The organism is uncultured Zoogloea sp., from assembly GCF_937894855.1.
Lineage (GTDB): Bacteria > Pseudomonadota > Gammaproteobacteria > Burkholderiales > Rhodocyclaceae > Zoogloea > Zoogloea oryzae.
The window spans coordinates 1-19547 of sequence record NZ_CALAYQ010000082.1 but is presented as its reverse complement, the minus strand read 5'-3'; the positions used below and the strand labels follow the sequence as shown (position 1 = coordinate 19547).

The window sequence follows — 19547 nt, the reverse complement described above, 5'->3', positions numbered from 1 at the left end:
GGCCGCCACGCGATGCGCGCATCTGCCTCCCGATCACGCCGCAGCCCGTTCGTCCTGGGCTGGCTGCTGAGCCTGCTGCTGGCCTTCGCCCACGCCCCGGCCTGGGCCGCCGGCGAACTCGAAGCCAAGATCAAGGCCGCCTACGTGTTTCATGTGCTCAAGTTCGTCGACTGGCCCCAGGCCGGCAGCGAACCCCTGCGCCTGTGCGTCGCCGGCACCGACGCCGTGGGCCAGCTCCTCGCCGAGCTCTCCGGCAAGCAGATCAAGGATCGCAGCCTGCGGGTCGTCATGGACCCGGGCACCGATCTCGCGGGCTGCAACGCCCTCTTCATCGGCCGCTCCGAACGTCGCTGGCAGGACATCCTCGGCCGGCTGCGCGGCAGCGTCCTCACCATCAGCGACGTGGACGGCTTCGCCTCGGCGGGCGGCATCGTCGGCTTCTTCTCCGACAACGGGCGGATCAAGCTCGACATCAACCCCGACGCGGCCCGCCAGGCCAACCTCAAGATCAGCGCCAAGCTGCTCGAACTGGCGAGAACGGTGCAATGATGCAGCCCGCTCCCGACAAGCGCGGCCTCTTCGACCGCATGCAGATCAAGACCAAGCTGGTCCTGCTCATCGTGCTGACCAGCGTGGTCGCACTGATCGTCCAGGCCGCCGGCTTCGTCGCCTACGAACGGATGCGCGTCACCGACCAGCTGGTCAGCGATCTCTCCACGCTTGCCCGCATCGTCGCCAACCGCAGCACCGCCGCCCTCATCTTCAACGACGACAAGGTCGTGAGCGAGACCCTCACCGCCCTGAAGGTCAAGCGGGCCATCGTCGCCGCCTGCGTCTACGACGCCGACGGACGCGTCTTCGCCCGCTACGACAGCGGCGAGGAACGCCCCTTCCGCTTCCCGCCCCCCGCCACTGCTGGCGGCACGGTGATCGAAGACGGCTACCTGCATCTCACCGAACCGGTCATCGAGGACGGCGTGCAGCTGGGCACCGTGTTCATCCGCGCCAGCTTTGCCGAGCTCAACCAGCTGTGGCGCGACTACCTGCTGTTCGCCGGGCTGATCGCCCTGGCGGTGTCCTTCATCGCCCTGCTGGCCGCCACCCGCTGGCAGCGCGTCGTCGCCGGGCCGATCGAGCGCCTCACCCGCACCGTCAAGACGATCTCCACCAACAAGGACTACCGCCTGCGCGCCAGCGCCGAGAGCGAGGACGAGGTGGGCACCCTGGTGGATGTCTTCAACGGCATGCTCGACGCCATCGAGGAGCGCAACCAGGCCCTCATCAACAGCAACCACCGGCTGTCCGACAACGAAGCCCAGCTCAAGCTCGCCAACGAAGAACTCGAAGAACGGGTGCGGGCCCGCACCGCCGAGCTCCAGGCCCTGTTCGACTCGGCCAGCGTGGGCATCGTGCTGGTGCGCGACGGCACCATCACCCACCAGAACCGGCGCATGGACGAGATGTTCGGCCTCGGCGACGTCACCGCCAGCGAACTCGCCAGCCTGTGGCGCAGCGGCCCGGAAGGCGCCGAGGTCGAGGCCGCCCTGGCCCGGGGCGAGACGATCCGCCGCGAGCTGGAAATCCCCCAGCCCGAGGCCGGCCGGATGTGGGTGCGCATGTCGGCCCGGGTGATCGACGCCGCCGACCCGTCCCGCGGCATGGTGGGCGTCGTCGAGGACATCACCGCCGAGCGCGCCGCGATGGACGAGATGATCCGCGCCAGGACCCTCGCCGAGGACGCCTCGCGGATGAAGTCCGAGTTCCTCGCCACCATGAGCCACGAGATCCGCACCCCGATGAACGCCATCATCGGCATGCTCTACCTGGCCCTCAAGACCGAGCTGCCGCCCGGCCTCTCGAACTACCTTTCCAAGGCCCAGGGCGCCGCCCATTCGCTGCTGGGCATCATCAACGACATCCTCGACTTCTCGAAGATCGAGGCCGGCAAGCTCGAAATCGAATCCATCGAGTTCGGCCTCGACGCGGTGCTCGAACAGCTCAAGGACACCATCGTCCTGCAGGCCGAACAGAAGGGCATAGAGTTCCTGATCCGCTACGACGTCACCATCCCGCCGGTGCTGGTGGGCGACCCGCTGCGCCTCGGCCAGATCATGCTCAACCTGTGCAGCAACGCGGTCAAATTCACCGAGAAGGGTGAAGTCGAACTCGCCTTCCGCTGCATCGAGGCCACCGACACCGACCTCACCCTGCATTTCTCGATCCGCGACACCGGCATCGGCATGACGCCCGAACTCGTCAGCCGGCTGTTCCAGAAATTCACCCAGGCCGACCAGACCACCACCCGCCGCTTCGGCGGCACCGGCCTCGGCCTCGCCATCAGCAAGCACCTGGTCGAGCTGATGGACGGGCGGATCTGGATCGAGGAATCCGCCCCGGGCAAGGGCACCACGGTGTGCTGCACCGTGCATCTCAAGGTCTCGCCCGAAGCCCGCACCCACCGCCAGCGGCTTGTGGAGAAGGCCGGCCCGCTGCTCGCCGGCATCCACGTGCTGGTGGTGGACGACAACGAGGTCTCGCGGGAGATCGTTGCCGAGATGCTGCGTTTCTTCCACCTGGAAGTCAGCGTCGCCTCCAACGGCCCCACCGCGATGGCCATGCTCCAGGCCGCCGACCCACCCTTCGACATCGTGCTGATGGACTGGCGCATGCCGATGATGAACGGCGATGAAGTCACCCGGCGCATCCAGGCCAACCCGGCCATCCAGCACAAGCCGAAGATCGTGATGATCACCGCCTACGGCCGCGAGGACGTCATCCGCGCCTCCGAGCAGGCCGGCGCCGACGCCTTCCTGGTCAAGCCGGTGTCGCCGTCGATGCTCCTCGACACCATCCTCACCAGCCTCGGCCGCGGGCGCATTCTCGAAGAGCGGCGCGCCAGCGCCCTGCGCCCGGGCAGCTGCGATCTGCGCGGCGCGCGCCTGCTGCTGGTCGAAGACAACGACATCAACCGCGAATTCGCCACCGAGCTGCTGCGCAGCATGAACACCGTGGTCGATTCCGCCGTGAATGGCGCCGAGGCCGTCGCAATGGTCCGCGAAAACGCCTACGCGGCAGTACTGATGGACATCCACATGCCAGTGATGGACGGCCTCGAAGCCGCCCGGCAGATCCGCGCCCTGGGCAATCAGCCCGGCGGCGAACGCTTCCGCGATCTGCCGATCATCGCCATGACCGCCCTGGCGATGGCCCACGACGAGCAGCGCAGCCTCGCCGCCGGCATGAACGACCACATCACCAAGCCCGTGGCGCCGGATCGCCTGCAGGCCACCCTCGCCCGCTGGCTCCAGATTCCCCAGACCGCCCAGCTGCTGCCCGCCAGCACCAGCAACCTCGATGACGACCTGCACCGCCTGACCACCATCGACTGCGAGCAGGGCGTGCGCCGCATCGGTGGCGACCAGGGCGCCTACCGCAAGCAGCTCCTGCGCTTCCGGGCCCGCTACGCCGGCGCCGCCGACACCCTCGCCACGATGATCGACGAGCGCCCCCTGCGGGAAGCCGAGGAGTTCTGCCACGCCCTCAAGGGCGTCTGCGGCAACATCGGCGCCGACGCCCTGTTCGCCTGCGTGACCGACATCGACAACCAGCTCAAGCAGGAGACCCGCCCCGAGCCCGCCGATCTGTCCCGGATGGCCCGGCTGCTGGGCGAGGTGATGGCCGACATCGAGCGCCTCGAAACCCCGCCGGAAGCCGCGCCATCCGCCGCCAGCATGGAGCCTGCCGAGGCAGGCCAACAGGTGGCACAATTGATCGAATTGCTGGAATCCGACCTGGGCGCTGCCCAGGCGGTCATGACGACGCTGCGCGCAGGCGTCGCCGGCACGGCGGTGGAAACCGTCATCCGGGAGATCGCCGAGAAGCTCGATCTCTTCGAGATCGACGAAGCCATCGCCCTGCTCAAACGCCTGCACGCTGAACTGGCCGGCCCGCCATGAACGAGACCCCCGCCGCACCCGCCGACAAGAACCACAAGCCGCGCATCCTCATCGTCGATGACGTGCACGAGAACCTGCACGTGCTGGTCGGCATCCTGCGCAACGATTTTGCCGTCGTCGTCGCCACCTCCGGCCCCAAGGCCCTCGATCTGGCCACCCGCCAGCCGGCCCCCGAGCTGATCCTCCTCGACATCCGGATGCCCGGGATGGACGGCTACGAGGTGCTCCACCGCCTCAAGTCCGATCCCGCCACCGCCGACATCCCGGTGATCTTCGTCACCGCCCTGGCCGAAACCGCCGACGAAGCCGTCGGCCTGCGCCTGGGCGCCGCCGACTACGTCACCAAGCCGGTCAATCCCGAGCTCCTGCTGCTGCGCGTGCGCAACCAGCTCGAACTGCGCTGCCACCGCCGCAAGACCGCCGCCGGCAACGGCGCCGAAGCCGTGCTGCGCGCCGAGAAGCCCACCCTGCTGCTGGTGGACGACATCCCCGAGAACCTCCACGGCCTGTCCACCGCGCTCCACGAAGACTACCGAATCATGGTGGCCGCCAACGGCCAGCGCGCGGTCGAACTGGCCACCGGCCCCAACCCGCCCGATCTGGTGCTCCTTGACATCATCATGCCGGGCATGGACGGCTACGAGGTGTGCCGGCGGATCAAGTCCAGCCCCAGCGGCGGCCGCATCCCGGTGATCTTCGTCACCGTCGCCGACAGCGTGGTGGACAAGCTCCACGGCTTCTCCATCGGCGCCGCCGACTACATCACCAAGCCCTTCGACATTGACGAAGTGCGCGCCCGGGTGCGCACCCACCTGGATCTCAGCCGCCTCCAGCGCTCCCTCGAACAGCTCATCGAAGAGCGCATGGCCTCGCTGCAGGAAGCCAACGAGGCCCTCGCCGAGAGCAAGGAGAAGTACCGCATCCTGGCCGAGTACTCCCCCAACTGGGAATACTGGATCGACCCCCAGGGCCGCTACCTGTACGTCTCGCCAGCCTGCCAGGACGTCTCCGGCTACAGCGCGGTGGATTTCGTCGGCGACCCCGGCCTGATGCGCAAGATCATCCACCCCGACGACCTCCCCATCTGGGACGCCCACGACGAGCAGCAGCCCTCGCCCAGCGGCCACCACCTGCTCAACTTCCGCATCCGCGCCCGGGACGGCTCCGAGCGCTGGATCGAGCACATCTGCCAGCCCGTGGTGGACGCCCGCGGGCGCTTCCTCGGCAGCCGCGGCAGCAACCGCGACATCACCAGCCGGGTCCGCGCCGAAGAAGAACTCCACCTGGCCGCCACGGTGTTCGCCACCACCTCCGAGGCGGTGATGGTGATCGACGCCACCAACCGGGTGCTCACCGTCAACCCGGCCTTCACCGAGATCACCGGCTTCAGCCAGGAAGAAACCGCCGGCCACGAACCCGTGATGCTGCCCGCCGACCCCTCCGACCCCGAGCCCTACCGGCACCTGTGGGCGGCGGTCAACACCACCGGCCGCTGGCAGGGCGAGATCACCAGCCGACGCAAGGACGGCCGCGAGTTCATCGCCTGGGCCACCGTCAGCACCGTGTATCGCGAGGACGCCTCGGTGCATCGGCGCGTCGTGCTGTTCTCCGACATCACCGAGAAGAAGAAGGTCGACAACCTCATCTGGACCCAGGCCAACTACGACCACCTCACCCGCCTGCCCAACCGCCGCCTGTTCAACGACCGCATGGAGCGCGAGGTGCGCAAGGCCCAGCGCAACGGCACCACGGTTGGCCTGCTGTTCATCGACCTCGACCGCTTCAAGGAAGTGAACGACACCCAGGGCCACGAGATCGGCGACCTGCTCCTCATCGAAGCCGCCAGCCGCATCCGCCAGTGCGTGCGCGACTACGACACCGTGGCCCGGCTGGGCGGCGACGAATTCACCGTGATCCTGTCCGAGCTCCACGGCGGCAGCGAGATCGGCCGGATCGCCCAGGACATCATCGACCGCCTGTCCGAACCCTTCCTCCTCGCCCACCAGGAACACTTCGTCTCGGCCAGCATCGGCATCGCGGTGTTCCCCGAGGACGGCCTCACCATCAGCGAGCTCATCAAGCACGCCGACCAGGCCATGTACCTCGCCAAGGACGCCGGCCGGGGCTGCTTCCGCTTCTTCACCCGCGCCCTCCAGCAGAGCGCCGAGCAGCGCGTGCACCTCGCCGGCGAGCTGCGCCGGGCGGTCGAGGCCGAACAGCTCGAGGTCTACTACCAGCCCATCGTCGAGCTCGACACCAACCGCGTCACCAAGGCCGAAGCCCTGCTGCGCTGGAAGCACCCCACCCAGGGCACGGTCAGCCCGGCGGTGTTCATCCCCGTCGCCGAAGACACCGGGATCATCCACGACCTGGGCGACTGGGTCTTCCGCCAGGTCATCCGCCAGGCCCGCCGCTGGCGCGACACCCTCGGCGAAGACTTCCAGGTGAGCATGAACCTGTCACCGGTGCAGTTCAACGTCAGCGGCCCCAGCTGCCGCCAGTGGGCCGAACTCCTCGCCAGCGGCGACCTGCCCGGCGCCAACCTGGTCATCGAGATCACCGAAGGCCTGCTGATGAACACCGAGCCGGGCATCCTCGACATCCTGCTGCGCTTCCGTGACGCCGGCATCGGGGTGGCCATCGACGACTTCGGCACCGGCTACTCGTCGCTCGCCTACCTCAAGAAGTTCGACATCGACGTGCTCAAGATCGACCAGTCCTTCACCCGCAACCTGAGCCCCGACGCCCCCGACTTCGCCCTCTGCGAAGCCATCGTCGTGATGGCCCACAAGCTGGGCCTGAAGGTCATCGCCGAAGGCGTCGAGACCGAGCTCCAGCGCGACCTGCTGCGCCAGATCGGCTGCGACTACGCCCAGGGCTACCTGTATTCCCGCGCGGTGCCGGCCGACCAGCTCGAAGCCTTCTGCCTCGCCTGACCCGGCACCCAGCCCCGTCCGCGGGCCGGGCGTGCCACAATCCGCGCCGCCTCCCCGTTTTCGATTGCCGCCCGTGATCACCCTCCTGCACACCGCCGACTGGCAGATCGGCAAGCTCTTCGGCCAGTTCGACCCCGACGACGCAGCCCTCCTCGCCGAGGCCCGCTTCGCCGCCGTGGAGCGCCTCGCCCACCTCGCCACCGATCACCGGGCCGACGCCGTGCTCGTCGCCGGCGACGTGTTCGACGCCCAGGGCGTCGCCGACCGCACCATCTACCGCCTCTTCAACGCCATGGCCGGCTTTGCCGGGCCGTGGGTGATGATCCCCGGCAACCACGACGCCGGCCTCGCCGAATCGGTGTGGACTCGCGCCGCCCGGCTGGGCGCGATCCCGGCCAACGTGCACGTGTGCCTGCAGCCCGCCCCGCTCATCGTCGCCGGGCTGGCGATCCTCCCCGCGCCCCTCACCCAGCGCATCACCCACACCGACCTCACCGAATGGTTCGCCGGCGCCGACACCCCCGCGGGCCTGCCGCGCATCGGCCTCGCCCACGGCAGCGTGCAGGGCCTGCTGGCCGACGGCATCGACTCCTCCAACCCCATCGCCGCCGGCCGCGCCGCCCAGGCCCGCCTCGACTATCTGGCCCTCGGCGACTGGCACGGCACCCGCCGGGTCGATGAACGCTGCTGGTACGCCGGCACCCCCGAGACCGACCGCCACCGGGCCAACGACTCCGGCCAGGCCCTGCTCGTCCGCCTTGCCGGCCCCGGCGCGCTGCCCGAAGTCACGCCCGTCGCCACCGGCCAGTACCGCTGGCTGAGCGAAGCCATCGACCTGCAGGTGCCCACCGATCTCGACGCCGCCCTCGAACGCATCGACGCCTTCGGCCCGGCCGACGTGGTGCAGATCAACGTCAGCGGCCAGACCGACCTCGCCGGCCACCGCCGCCTGCAGGACGCCATCGCCCGCGCCGGCGGCAAGGCCCGCAGCCTCAGCGCCGATCTCGACGCCCTGCGCCTCGAACCCACCGACGCCGACATCGCCGCCCTCGACGCCGACGGCTATCTGGGCGACGTGATCGCCGAGCTGGGCGCCGACCTCAAGGCCCGCCCCGACGGCCCCGCCCGGGACGCCCTGTCCCTGCTGGCCGGCTTTCTCGCCGACGACCGGAGCGCCGCCCGATGAAACTCACCCGCCTGCGCGTCGAGCAGCTCCGTCAGTTCCGCCAGCCGCTGGAGATCACCGGCTTCGAGCCCGGCCTCAACGTCTTCACCGGCCCCAACGAAGCCGGCAAGAGCACCCTCGTCGCCGCCATCCGCGCCGCCTTCTTCGAGCGCCACCGCTCCAAGAGCGTCGATGATCTGCAGCCCTGGGGCGACACCGCCGCCGCGCCCACCATCGAGCTGGATTTCACCCTCAACGGCCAGCCCTGCCGGCTCGCCAAGCGCTTCCTCGGCCGCGCCCGCTGCGACCTCCAACTGGGCGCCCGCCAGTTCGACGGCGCCGACGCCGAGGACCAGCTGGCCGAACTCCTCGGCTTCCAGTTCGCCCAGAAAGGCAGCAGCAAGAGCGAGCACTGGGGCATCCCCGGCCTGCTGTGGATCACTCAGGGCACCGCCCACTCCATCGCCGAGCCGGTCAGCCACGCCGCCGGCCACCTCAACCGGGTGCTCGGCCAATCTCTCGACCAATCCCTCGGCGAAGTCGCCAGCAGCCGCGGCGACGCCATCCTCGCCAAGGTCGAAGCCGCCCGCAACGAGCTTCTCACGCCAGCCGGCGGCCGTCCCCGCGGCCCCTTCGCCGACGCCGAAAGCCAGGTCGCCGCCCTCGAAGCCCGCCTCGCCGAACTCGACGGCGCCATCGCCAGCTACTGCCGGCAGGTGGACAACCTCGCCGCCCTGCGCCGCGAGCACCGCGCCGAAGAAGCCGAGCAGCCCTGGCTCGGCTTCCGCGCCCAGGCCCGGGACGCCGCCGAACGCCTCGCCGCCATCCAGGACGTGGAGCGCGACCTCTCCGCCGCCCGCCAGCAGGCCGGCCAGTTCGACGCGCGCGTCCGCCTGCTGCGCCAGCAGCTCGACACCCTCGCCCGCCAGGAAGAAGACGCCCGCCGCCGCCACACCGACGTCATCGAGGCCGCGCGCCGGGCCGACGACGCCCGCCGCCAGTCCGCCCAGTGGCAGGCCCGCCACGCCGACGCCGCCCGCGCCGCCGACACCGCCCGCCAGGCCCTGCGCCTCGCCCGCCAGGAAGACACCCGGCAGCAGCTTGCCGCCCAGCTCGCCACCCTGCGCCAGCAGGCCGCCGACGGCGCCGCCCGCCTCACCGAGGCCGAAACCGCCCAGGCCGCCCTGCGCGCCCTGCAGGCCCAGGCCGCCGCCAGCCGCCTCGACGACGCCGACTTCACCGCCCTGCGCGAGCGCCAGCGCAAGCTCGACGAAAACCGCATCCGCCAGTCCGCCGCCGCCACCCGGCTGCAGTTCGCCCTCGACGACGGCCGCACGATCCGCATCGGCGACGACCCGGTGAGCGGCAGCGGCGAGCGCCAGCTCCTCGAGGCCACCCGCGTCGCGCTGCCCGGCATCGGCCAGCTCACCATCACCCCCGGCGGCGCCGATCTGGCCCGGCTGGCCCAGGCCGGCATCGACCTCGCCGACGCCCACGCCGCCCACCTGGCGCGCCTGGGCCTCGACTCCCTCGAAGCCGCCGAGGCCCGCCAGCGCGCCGGCCAGCAGCTCGACTTCGAGGTGAAGGCCGCCGCCGCCCGGCTGAAGGATCTCGCCCCCCGCAGCCTCGACGCCCTGCGGAACGAGCGCGACGCCCAGCTCGCCCGCGCCGCCGACGCCCAGCAGGCCCTCGACCGCCTGCCCGCCGCGCCCGACACCCCGCCGCCCACCATCGCCGAAGCCGAGGCCGCCGAGGACGCCGCCCGCCACGCGGCGGACACCCTCGCCACGCAGCTCGCCCGAACCCAGGCCGACGCCGCCACCGCCGAAGCCGCCCACGCCGCCGCCGGCCGCGAAGCCGCCGCCGCCCAGGCCGTGCTCGACGCCCCCGGGCGGGCCGACAGCGTGGCCCGCGCGCGCACCGACCTCATCGACACCCAGGCCGCCCAGGCCGCCCTCGCCAGCCGCATCGAGGCCCTCGCCCGCCAGATCGACGCGGCCCGCCCCGAGCTGCTCCGGCAGGACGTGGAGCGCTTCACCCGCAGCGCCGAACTCCACGAAAAGCGCTTCGCCGAACGCCGCGACGCCCTGCTGCGCCTCGACGTGGAGCTCCAGACCGCCGGCGCCCTGGGCCTCGACGAGCAGCGCGCCGAAGTCGCCCGCGACCTCGCCCAGGCCCAGCGCCGCCGGGCCGAGCTCGCCCGCCGGGCCGGCGCGCTCGATCACCTGCTGGGGCTGCTGCAGGCCCGCCGCAAGGCCCTCACCCGGCGCCTGCAGGCGCCCCTCAAGCACCATCTCGATCACTACCTGCACCTGCTCTTCCCCGACGCCAGCCTGGAGATCGACGAACGCCTGCAGCCCGGCGCCCTCACCCGCCGTGGGCCCAACGGCAGCGCCGGAACCGAGACCGGCCCCTTCGATGCCCTCAGCTTCGGCGCCCGGGAGCAGATGGGCGTCATCAGCCGCCTCGCCTACGCCGACCTGCTGAAGGAAGCCGGCCGGCCGACACTGATCATCCTCGACGACGCGCTGGTCCACAGCGACGCCGAACGCCTCGCCCAGATGAAGCGCGTGCTCTTCGACGCCGCCACCCGCCACCAGATCCTGCTGTTCAGCTGCCACCCGGAAGACTGGCGCGACCTGGGCGTGGCGCCGCGGGCCATCGCGAACCTGCGCGCCCCGGCCGGCGTCCAATCGACCACCTGACCCGGAGCCCACCATGACCGACAAGCCCAACCTCGCCGACCTGCGCAAGAGCTACGAGCACGGCAGCCTGGACGAAGACCAGGTGGCCGCCGAACCCACCGCCCAGTTCACCGCCTGGCTGGACGAAGCCCTCGCCCGCGGCCTGCCCGAACCCAACGCGATGACCCTCGCCACCGTCGGCCCGGACGGCCGGCCGTCCACCCGCGTGGTGCTCATCAAGGGCTGCGACGCCCGGGGCATCGTGTGGTTTTCCAACTACGCCAGCCGCAAGGGCCGCGAGCTGGAACACCAGCCCTTCGCGGCGCTGCAGTTTCACTGGGTGGAGCTGGAGCGGGTGGTGCGCATCGAGGGGCGCGTCGAGAAGGTGTCGGCCGAGGAATCCGACGCCTACTTCGCCAGCCGGCCGCTGACTCACCGCATCGGCGCCTGGGCTTCGCCCCAGAGCGAGACCATCCCGGGCCGGGGCACCATCGTCGCCCGGGCGGCGGAGTACGGGCTCAAGTTTGGCCTCAACCCGCCCCGCCCGCCCCACTGGGGCGGCTACCGGCTGGTGCCGGATTACTGGGAGTTCTGGCAGGGCCGCGCGTCGCGCCTGCACGACCGCATCGCCTACCGGCTGCAGGGCAGCCAGTGGCACAAGGCCCGGCTGGCGCCCTGAGGGCCTGAGCCCGGCGGGCTTACAGGCGGCGCTTCACCGCGTCGGCCAGCGCCGCGTCGTGGTGGGGGTCGGCAGCATCCGCCAGGCCCGCCGCCACGCCGGCCCGATCTTCGGCGGGGCGGTTCTGACTCATCTTCCACTTGCCCTCGATCCGCACGATGGGGATCTCGATGCCGACGATGGCCTTCATCTGCGCGGTGATGAAATCCGCCGGGGCGTCATCCACCGCCCACGGTTCGGGGCGGCGATCTTCCTGCAGCCGGGTGAGGTCGCCGATCTGGCGGCGCAGCCAGCCCGCGTCCTCCACCACCGTCGGGCGGCCCCAGGCGTGCACGGTGGCATAGTTCCAGGTGGGCACCACCTTGCCGGTGGCCGCCTTGGAGGGATACCACGAGGGCGTCACGTAGCCCTCCTCGCCCTGGAACACCACCAGACATTCGTCCAGCCCGGCCAGCTCCCGCCAGTGGGGATTGGCCCGGGCCACGTGGGCGCGCAGCACGCCGTGCTCGCCTTCATCCGGGTAGATCAGAAAGGGCACCGGCGAGGCCATCAGCCCGCCCGGCCCGTGGGTGACGAGCAAGGCCAGCGGGTGCGCACGCATCAGCGCGTGCAGGGCGTCGGGGTCGGATTCGCGGAAGGCGGGCGGGATGTACATGGCGGCAGCGGGGCGAGGGATCGGATGGGCGCCATCGTCCCATGTTGCCGCGGGGCCGGGAATCCCCCGGCGGGCTCAGTCGCCGGCGCCGTCCTTGGTGGCGCGGATCAGGCCGATGAGATTGTGGGGCTGGCCGCGGACGACCTTCAGCAGCTCGGTGCGCGCCACCTGAAAATCGACGCCGTCGGCAAGCAGCTTGTCGAGGAGCTCGCCAAAGCGCTGGCGCCGCTTGAGCCCGTTCGCGGTCTGGTCGCGGCGATCGTAGAAGACTTCGAGCAGGGTCGACCCGCACACGCAGTTGCGGAAGACCTCGACGACGGCGCTACCGTCATCGTCGATGCTCGCCTTGAGCCCGGAATGATCGGCCCGCACCTGGCGGGTGGCGGCCAGAAACTCCTCGGCGTCGGCATACGCCTGACCACAGTTGCGGCACACCTTCGGAAACGTGGCTTCTTCGAGCGCCTGCAGGCTGCGGAACAGTTCTTCGTGGGAATATCGCAGGCTCATGCTCCATCCCTGTTCAAAGACAGTTTTAACGGCAGCACGGGCAGCGGATTGAAGCCGGATCGCGCACGGGCAACGATGGCCGGCTAAACCGGCTTCGGGGTGAGGAAGTACACCTTCTGGACCACCCGGCCCAGCTCGCCCGGGGCGCCGTCGGGCAGGGCCTCGAGAAAGCACTGGGCGCTCTTCAGCTCCACATTGAAGAGCCGCCCGTAAAGCCCGGCGATCTCCGCCGAGATGGCGAGGATTTCCTCGTCGGTCTCGTGGTCTTCGGCGTCCTCGGTGGTGAGCAGCAAAATCCGGCAATCGGCGGGCACGATGGCGCGCAGGTGGGCGAGATAGGCGGCCCGCAGCTCCTCGGGCAGCGCGGTGAGGGACGCCCGGTCGTAGATCGCCTTCACGTCGCCCAGATCGGCGGCGGTGAGTGCGAAGAAGTCGCCGCAGTGGATCGCCAGCCGGCCGTTGCTCCAGCGGGTGAAGGCGCCCAGCTTGTGGCGCACCGGCTGGAGGTGGCTTTCCTTGAAGAAGGCGCGGGCGGCGATGGGGCTCAGCTCCACCCCGATCACCTCGTGGCCCTGCTGGTGCAGCCACAGCAGATCGCGGCTCTTGCCGCACAGGGGCACGAAGACCTTGTCCGACGCGGCAAGCCCGAGCGCCGGCCAGTAGCGGATCAGCAGCGGATTGACCGCCGCCTGATGGAAGCCGATCTCGTGATCCCGCCAGCACTGCTGCCAGCGCTCGTTGTCGCGGTTGGGCATGACGCGTCCGTCCTTTCGGGGAGGATTGAATGGACGGCACTGCGCGCGACCGCTTGCCGCACCGCCACGGGTTTCCCCGCTGCCATACCGGCGGAGCGATGCCAGGCACCGGCGCCCGGCTGGCAGGCGTCGATCGGTGGTCAAGTTGGCATGAACCGATGCCGGCGCGCCTTTTGGTGCACCGCATCGTCAGTGCAGTATGGCCCGGGCCGGGCAAAAGGGAAACGGAATTCTCCCGCCGGGCGGGCCACCGCTGCCGGCAATTGCCGACGTCATGGCCCGGTGCTCTAATGCGCCCTCGATCCCCACCCGGAAAGCCGTGCCCATGAACCGAAAGCCCCACACGATGCTCGCCAGATGGATGCTCGCGGGGATGAGCCTCCTCGCACCCGGCCTGGCGTCCGCCGACGAGGCCCGGCCCGCCGCCGAAACCGGCTTCACGCTGCCCTTCTACACCTTCAACGGGCACATCCTGATCGACGGGGCGGTGGATGGCCGGCGGGGCAAGTTCATGTTCGATACGGGCACCGAGTTCCCGTTCTTCCTGAACAACCACTACCTGCCGCTGGCGAAGGACAGCCGGATCGGCGAGGGCCACGCGGCATCCGGGCAGCCGATGGTGCTGTACCGGCAGCGCGCGCCGGTCGCCATCGAGATCGGCCGGGACGTGCGCCTCGACGCGGTGCCCGGCCTCATCCACACCGACTGGCAGTTTCTCGAAGCCGCCTACACCCCGGCCTTCCTGGGCAGCATCGGCCACGGTTTCAACCGCGATTACGTGTTCGTGATCGACTACGACGCCCAGACCATCGCCTTCCACCCCTACGGCCGGGATGACCGGGTGATCGACCCGGCGCGGGTGGTCGCCACCCTGCCCTTCACCCCCACCGGGGTGGATGGAAAGATGCCCGAGGTGGATATCCGGATCGGCGAGGAGACGATCACCGCCCGCTTCGACACCGGCAACCTCGGCACGCTGGAGCTCACCGCGGCCATGCAGGCCCGGCTGGAAAGCCAGGGCCGGCTGCACATCAGCGCCAGCCCCTACACCTACGGCGCCTACGAGGCCCGCCGGGTGGCCAGCCTCGGCGGCCTCAGCCACGACGGGCAGGCGCTCCACGACGTGGGGGCGCTCAGCTTCACCACTGCCCCCCCACAACCGGGTGGGGCTGGGCTATCAGTTTCTCCGCCAGTACGTGACGGTGTGGGACTACCGGGCGCGCACGCTCACGCTGCTCGCCCGGTAAGCGGCGCCCCGATCACCAGATGCTCACCCGCGCTTCCGGCGGCAGATACAGCGCGTTGCCGGGCTTCACGTTGAAGGTGTCGTACCACGGCCCGAAGTTGCGCAGCACGCCATTGACCCGGAACTCGCCCGGGCTGTGGGCATCGGTGAGGGTGATGCGGCGCAGGAAGCCCTCGTTGTACTGCGAGCGCCACAGCTGGGCGTAACCCAGGAAGAAGCGCTGCTCGCCGGTATAGCCGTCGATCACCGGCGCCTTGCCGGCGTACTCGGTGGCCACCAGCTTCTGGTAGGCCGTCCAGGCGATGGTGAGGCCGCCCAGGTCGCCGATGTTCTCGCCGAGGGTGAGCTTGCCGCTCACGTTGAGGCCAGGCAGCGGCGAATAGCGGTCGTACTGGGCCACCAGCTGCCGGGCGCGCTGCTCGAAGCCGGCGCGGGCCTTCTCGGTCCACCAGTTGCGCATCACGCCCTTGCCGTCGAAGCGGTTGCCCTGGTCGTCGAAGCCGTGGCCCATCTCGTGGCCGATCACCATGCCGATGGCGCCGTAGTTGATCGCCGGGTCGGCCTTCGGATCAAAGAACGGCGCCTGCAGGATGCCCGCCGGGAAGGCGATGGCGTTGGCGTTGGGGTTGTAGTCGGCGTTGATGACCTGGGGCGTGATGTACTCGGGCCATTCCCACGTGCGCGCCGGGCCGGCGAGCTTGGCGCGGGCGTCCTGACGGGCCCAGGCCTCGTAGCGCATCACGTTGCCCAGCAGGTCGTCGCGGGCCACCTTCACGCTGCTCATGTCGTGCCATTTGTCCGGGTAGCCGATCTTGAAGGTGATGGCGTCGAGCTTGGCGATGGCGGCCTTGCGGGTGGGGGCGTCCATCCAGGCGGCCTGGGCCAGGCGCTCCCGGAAGGCGGCGCGCAGGAAGCCCACCAGCTTCTCCATGGCGGCCTTGTACTCGGGCGGGAAGTAGCGCGCGGCGTAAAGCTGGCCCACCTGTTCGGCCATCGGCTCGGTGCCGAGGAAATCCAGCGCCTGCTTGTCGAGGGGCCGGGGCTCGGCGATGCCGCCGAGGCGCCGCTGGTGGAAGTCGAAGCTGGCATCCACCCAGGCCTGGGAGAGCAGCGGGGCCCGGTTGTCCAGATAGTGGAATGCGAGGTAGGCCCGCAGGGTGTCGACGGGCGTCTTGCTGAACAGCTCGGCCGCGCCCTTCACCGCGGTGTCGTTCATCAGATTGACGCGCTTCACGCCGTCGAAGCCCCGCTCGGCCAACAGGCCTTGCCAGTCGATGCCGGGGGCGTAGCGGGCAAGGGCCTTCACCGACACGGGGTGGTAAGTCCGGATCGGGTCGCGCTGGGCTTCCGGCGTCCACTGGGTGGCGGCCAGCGCCGTCTCGAAGGCGACGATCGCCTCGGCGCGGGCCTTGCCGTCGCCGACACCGGCGCGCTGGAACACGCCCTCGATGTAGTCGCGGTAGGCGCTGCGCAGGCCGATGTAGGGTTCTTCGTTGGTGAGGTAGTAATCCCGCCCCGGCATCCCCAGGCCGCCCTGGGCGATCTGCAGCAGGTAGCGGGAAGGATCGACCGCGTCGCGGTCCACCACGACGTCGACCACCGGCCGCTGGCCCAGCTTGCCCATGTGGCGCGACAGGGCGCGCCGGTCATCGAGGGCCAGGATCTCGTCCAGCCCGGCCTGGAGCGGGCGGCTGCCCAGGGCGTTGCGGCGCGCGACGTCCAGGTAGCTGGCCTGCAGGTCGGCCACCTGCTGGGCCAGCGTGCCGGGGGCCGGGCGCTGGGCCTGGAGCTCGTCGATCAACACCTGCAGCTGCTGCTCGGTGCTGACGGCCAGGGCCACGAAGGCGCCGTTCATGGGCAGGCCGGCGGGGATCCGGGCGGTGTCGAGCCAGCCCTTGTTCACGTGGCGGTAGAAGTCGTCGCCCGGCGCGATCTCCGGGGCGATGTAGCGGGTCTCGACGCCCCACTGCCCGAAGGTCGGCCCGGTGGCGGTGGTGTCCGCATGGGCGACGGCGCCCATCAGCATCAGCGCCGGCACGGCCAGCAGGATGCGTTTGACTGAAGAGATACAACCCGATTGAACCCTGCTCATGACGATTCCTTGATTCCGGTTGGTGGGGGAGCCCTTCCGCAGGCACCTCACAAGGCCGGGCGGCAGCCCACACATTTTAAGGTTTCGCCATGACGTGCGCACAGCGTCATGCACATGTCTCCACTCAGGCGGGTTTTCCATCAAACCCCACGGCCGGCCGCGGGCTGGCGCGCCGGGTCACCATCAGCACGCCGCCCAGCACCAGCGCGGCCCCAAGCATCTGCTGCAGAGAGATGGACTCGTCCAGCAGCACCCAGCCGAAGAAGATGGTGAGCACCGGCCCCAGAGTGCCGATCAGCACCGCCCGCGCCGCGCCGATGCGGCGGATCGCCACCGACTGCCAGAACACCGGCAACACCGTCGAGAAGATCGCCATCCCCGCGCCATACAGATACACCGGCAGCGGCTGGGCCAGCGCCGAAAGGGGCTGGGTGGCCACAAAGTGGAGCTGGGTGGCCAGCGTGGACACCGTGATCGCCAGCGCCGCGAAGCGGATCGCCCCGAGCCGGCGCACCGCAAGCTCGGTGCCGGCGCTGTACAGCGCGTAGGTGAGGGCCGAGCCGAACACGAAGGCCACGCCCAGCCACACCGCGTGGGTGTCGCCGGCGATCTTCAGATCGTGGGCGAAGGCCAGCCCGATGCCGGCGTAAGAGAGCACCAGCGCCGCCACCTGCCGCCGCTCCAGCCGCTTGCCCATGAAGAGCACGCCGATCAGCACGGTGAGGGTGGGATAGACGAACAGGATCAGCCGCTCCAGCGCCGCCGAGATGTACTGCAGCCCGACGAAATCCAGGATGCTGCTGCCGTAGTAGCCGAGCAGCCCCAGCATCACCAGGATGCCCCAGTCCGCGCGGGCCAGCGGCGGCGCGGCGCGCCCGATCCACAGGCCCACGCCCAGCACGATGGGCAGCGAGAAGCTCATCCGCAGGGTGAGCAGGGTGATGGCATCCACCGACGCGGCGGCGTAGGCCAGCTTGACGAAGATCGCCTTGAACGAGAACCCGAAGGCAGCCAGCACCGCGAGGGCAACGCCCATCCGTTCGGTGGACCAATGTTTCCAGGGCATTTGGGGCGCTCCTGCCAGTGTTGTGATAAAACGAATGATGAAGGCCAGCCCTGCCCCTGAAAATTGGCTTTTCCCCAAGCCAGCATTCGTTACTCACCAACACTGATGCACTACGACCTCACCGACCTGCGCCTCTTCGTGGCCATTGCCGAGCTGCGCAACCTCACCCGCGGCGCCGAGCGGGTGCATCTGGCACCGTCGTCGGCCAGCCATCGCATCCGTCTGCTGGAAGAATCCATCGGCACCCCGCTGCTGATCCGCGAGGCCCGCGGGGTCAAGCTCACCCGCGCCGGCGAAGCGCTGCTGCGCCACGCCCGCCAGGTGTTTGCCCAGTTGGAGCAGATGCACGCCGACCTCTCGCCCTTCGCCAAGGGCGTGAAGGGCCACGTCAATCTGTGGGCCAACACCCACGCCACCCACACCTTCCTGCCCGAGAGCCTGTCGGCCTTTCTACGCAGCCACCCGCAGGTGAGCATCACGCTGGAAGAACACACCAGCCCCGAGATCGTGATGGCGGTGGCGCGGGGCGAGGTGGAAGTGGGCGTGGTGGCCGATTCGGTCGAGGGCGCCGAGGTGGTCTGCATCCCCTACCGGGCCGACCGGCTGGTGCTGATCGCCCCGGTGGATCACCCCATCGCCGCGCAGCCCAGCATGGCCTTCGTGGAAGTGCTCGACCACCCCTTCGTGATGCTCCACGCCGGCTCGGCGATCCACACCTTCACCATGAACGCCGCCGCCGCGCTGGGCAGGCATCTGGAAGTGCGCATCCAGGTACGCAGCTTCGAGGCCGTTTGCCGGATGGTGGGCGCCGGCGTCGGGCTCGGCATGGTGCCCAGGAGCGCCATCCCCGACGGCGCCGCGCTGGCCATCCTCGAGCTGGAGGAGCCCTGGGCCCAGCGCGATCTCAAGGTATGCGTGAAGAAGCGCGAGCAGCTCTCGGGCTTTGCGGCAGCGCTGGTGGAGAGCCTCACCGGCAGCGTGCCGGAATAAGCCATACGCAAGCCACCGGCGAGCCACCCGACGCCGCTGGTGTATGCTGATGCCGTTTCCACACACAGCTTCCGGATGCCATGGGTCGGCTTGTTCAGCTCATCTACGTCAGCAGCGCTTCGCACCTTCTGGACGAACAGGCGCTGCGCGCCATCCTCGAATCCTCCGTGCGCCACAACACGCCCCAGGCCGTCACCGGGATGCTGTTGTATGCCAACGGCGCGTTCATGCAGGTGCTCGAAGGCGACGAAGCCGCCGTCGCCGAAACCATGTCGCGCATCCGCGCCGACCCCCGCCACCACAGCATCTACGAGTTGTGCGCAGGCCCGGTGGCCGCCCGCGAGTTTGGCACCTGGAGCATGGGCTTCCGCGCCCTCACCCCCGCCGACGCCGCCACCTGGCCGGGCTACGCCCAGTTCTTCGAACGCGGCTTTACCGCCAGCGCCCTCACCGGCGCACCCGGGCTGGCGGTGGAAATGCTGAAGACCTTCGGGGATAAGAACGGGAAATAGCGGAAAGACTCGCCCTTTCTGGCAGCGCGAGTTCCCTTCAAGCGGCAACAAACCCGCGGCGGCTCCAGCAGATCAAGTTTTACTTGAACCGGTTCAAATAAACCTTGAATCAATTCAAGTCCGACTTGAACCTGTTCAAATCCGGGATGAAGCCATTCACCTTCGGGTTGAACCACTTCAAGTAAACCTTGAACAAGATCAAGTCAGACTTGAACTTGTTCAACCCGGACATGAACCCGTTCAACTCAAGGGAGTGTCAGTAATTTTGTGTTCGAGGCGAATTTCGATTGATCCCGGCCATGGC

Annotated in this window: 14 protein-coding genes; 9 read left to right on the top strand and 5 right to left on the bottom strand. The window is 69.6% G+C overall.

Annotated features, from left to right (window positions below; genetic code table 11):
- Nucleotides 1–12 precede the first annotated feature (12 nt).
- From Q0672_RS10905 to pdxH, 6 genes are all read left to right on the top strand, one after another.
- A complete protein-coding gene (locus Q0672_RS10905; protein ID WP_298622124.1) occupies nt 13–549 on the top strand; it encodes a YfiR family protein in 537 nt (178 codons plus the stop codon).
- The gene (locus tag Q0672_RS10900; protein ID WP_298622122.1) at nt 546–3956 is read left to right on the top strand and encodes a response regulator; all 3411 of its coding nucleotides are present in this window, start codon (nt 546–548) and stop codon (nt 3954–3956) included. Before Q0672_RS10905 ends, Q0672_RS10900 begins: the two co-directional genes overlap by 4 nt.
- On the top strand, nt 3953–6892 hold the full coding sequence (locus tag Q0672_RS10895) for an EAL domain-containing protein (RefSeq protein WP_298622120.1): 2940 nt from the start codon (nt 3953–3955) through the stop codon (nt 6890–6892). The genes Q0672_RS10900 and Q0672_RS10895 overlap by 4 nt, the downstream gene beginning before the upstream one ends.
- A gap of 73 nt (nt 6893–6965) precedes the next feature.
- Nucleotides 6966–8078: a DNA repair exonuclease gene (locus Q0672_RS10890; RefSeq protein ID WP_298622118.1), complete on the top strand. Its 1113-nt coding sequence runs from the start codon at nt 6966–6968 to the stop codon at nt 8076–8078.
- The gene (locus tag Q0672_RS10885; RefSeq protein WP_298622116.1) at nt 8075–10762 is read left to right on the top strand and encodes an AAA family ATPase; all 2688 of its coding nucleotides are present in this window, start codon (nt 8075–8077) and stop codon (nt 10760–10762) included. Before Q0672_RS10890 ends, Q0672_RS10885 begins: the two co-directional genes overlap by 4 nt.
- Before the next feature lie 13 nt (nt 10763–10775).
- Nucleotides 10776–11420 (top strand): pyridoxamine 5'-phosphate oxidase, encoded by a 645-nt coding sequence (gene pdxH / locus Q0672_RS10880; protein ID WP_298622114.1) that lies wholly within the window; start codon nt 10776–10778, stop codon nt 11418–11420.
- Nucleotides 11421–11439: 19 nt separating this feature from the next.
- On the opposite strand, the gene Q0672_RS10875 is transcribed toward pdxH, so the two are convergent.
- The 3 genes from Q0672_RS10875 to Q0672_RS10865 form a co-directional block, all read right to left on the bottom strand.
- Nucleotides 11440–12075, bottom strand: a complete 636-nt coding sequence (locus Q0672_RS10875; protein WP_298622112.1) for an FMN-binding negative transcriptional regulator — start codon at nt 12073–12075, stop codon at nt 11440–11442.
- Between the two features lie 75 nt (nt 12076–12150).
- Nucleotides 12151–12582: an oxidoreductase gene (locus tag Q0672_RS10870; RefSeq protein WP_153163285.1), complete on the bottom strand. Its 432-nt coding sequence runs from the start codon at nt 12580–12582 to the stop codon at nt 12151–12153.
- A gap of 83 nt (nt 12583–12665) precedes the next feature.
- On the bottom strand, nt 12666–13337 hold the full coding sequence (locus tag Q0672_RS10865; protein WP_298622110.1) for a thiopurine S-methyltransferase: 672 nt from the start codon (nt 13335–13337) through the stop codon (nt 12666–12668).
- A gap of 325 nt (nt 13338–13662) precedes the next feature.
- On the opposite strand from Q0672_RS10865, the gene Q0672_RS10860 reads away from it, so the two are divergent.
- On the top strand, nt 13663–14658 hold the full coding sequence (locus Q0672_RS10860) for a hypothetical protein (protein WP_298622108.1): 996 nt from the start codon (nt 13663–13665) through the stop codon (nt 14656–14658).
- On the opposite strand, the gene Q0672_RS10855 is transcribed toward Q0672_RS10860, so the two are convergent.
- On the bottom strand, nt 14597–16675 hold the full coding sequence (locus tag Q0672_RS10855; RefSeq protein WP_298622106.1) for a M13 family metallopeptidase: 2079 nt from the start codon (nt 16673–16675) through the stop codon (nt 14597–14599). The two genes, Q0672_RS10860 and Q0672_RS10855, sit on opposite strands and share 62 nt — an antisense overlap.
- Before the next feature lie 124 nt (nt 16676–16799).
- A complete protein-coding gene (locus Q0672_RS10850; RefSeq protein ID WP_298622104.1) occupies nt 16800–17741 on the bottom strand; it encodes a DMT family transporter in 942 nt (313 codons plus the stop codon).
- 105 nt (nt 17742–17846) lie between these two features.
- Here Q0672_RS10850 and Q0672_RS10845 point away from each other — a divergent pair, with 105 nt between their 5' ends.
- Both Q0672_RS10845 and Q0672_RS10840 read left to right on the top strand, forming a co-directional pair.
- The gene (locus Q0672_RS10845; protein ID WP_298622102.1) at nt 17847–18731 is read left to right on the top strand and encodes a LysR substrate-binding domain-containing protein; all 885 of its coding nucleotides are present in this window, start codon (nt 17847–17849) and stop codon (nt 18729–18731) included.
- A gap of 80 nt (nt 18732–18811) precedes the next feature.
- The gene (locus Q0672_RS10840) at nt 18812–19243 is read left to right on the top strand and encodes a BLUF domain-containing protein (protein ID WP_298622100.1); all 432 of its coding nucleotides are present in this window, start codon (nt 18812–18814) and stop codon (nt 19241–19243) included.
- Nucleotides 19244–19547 lie beyond the last annotated feature (304 nt).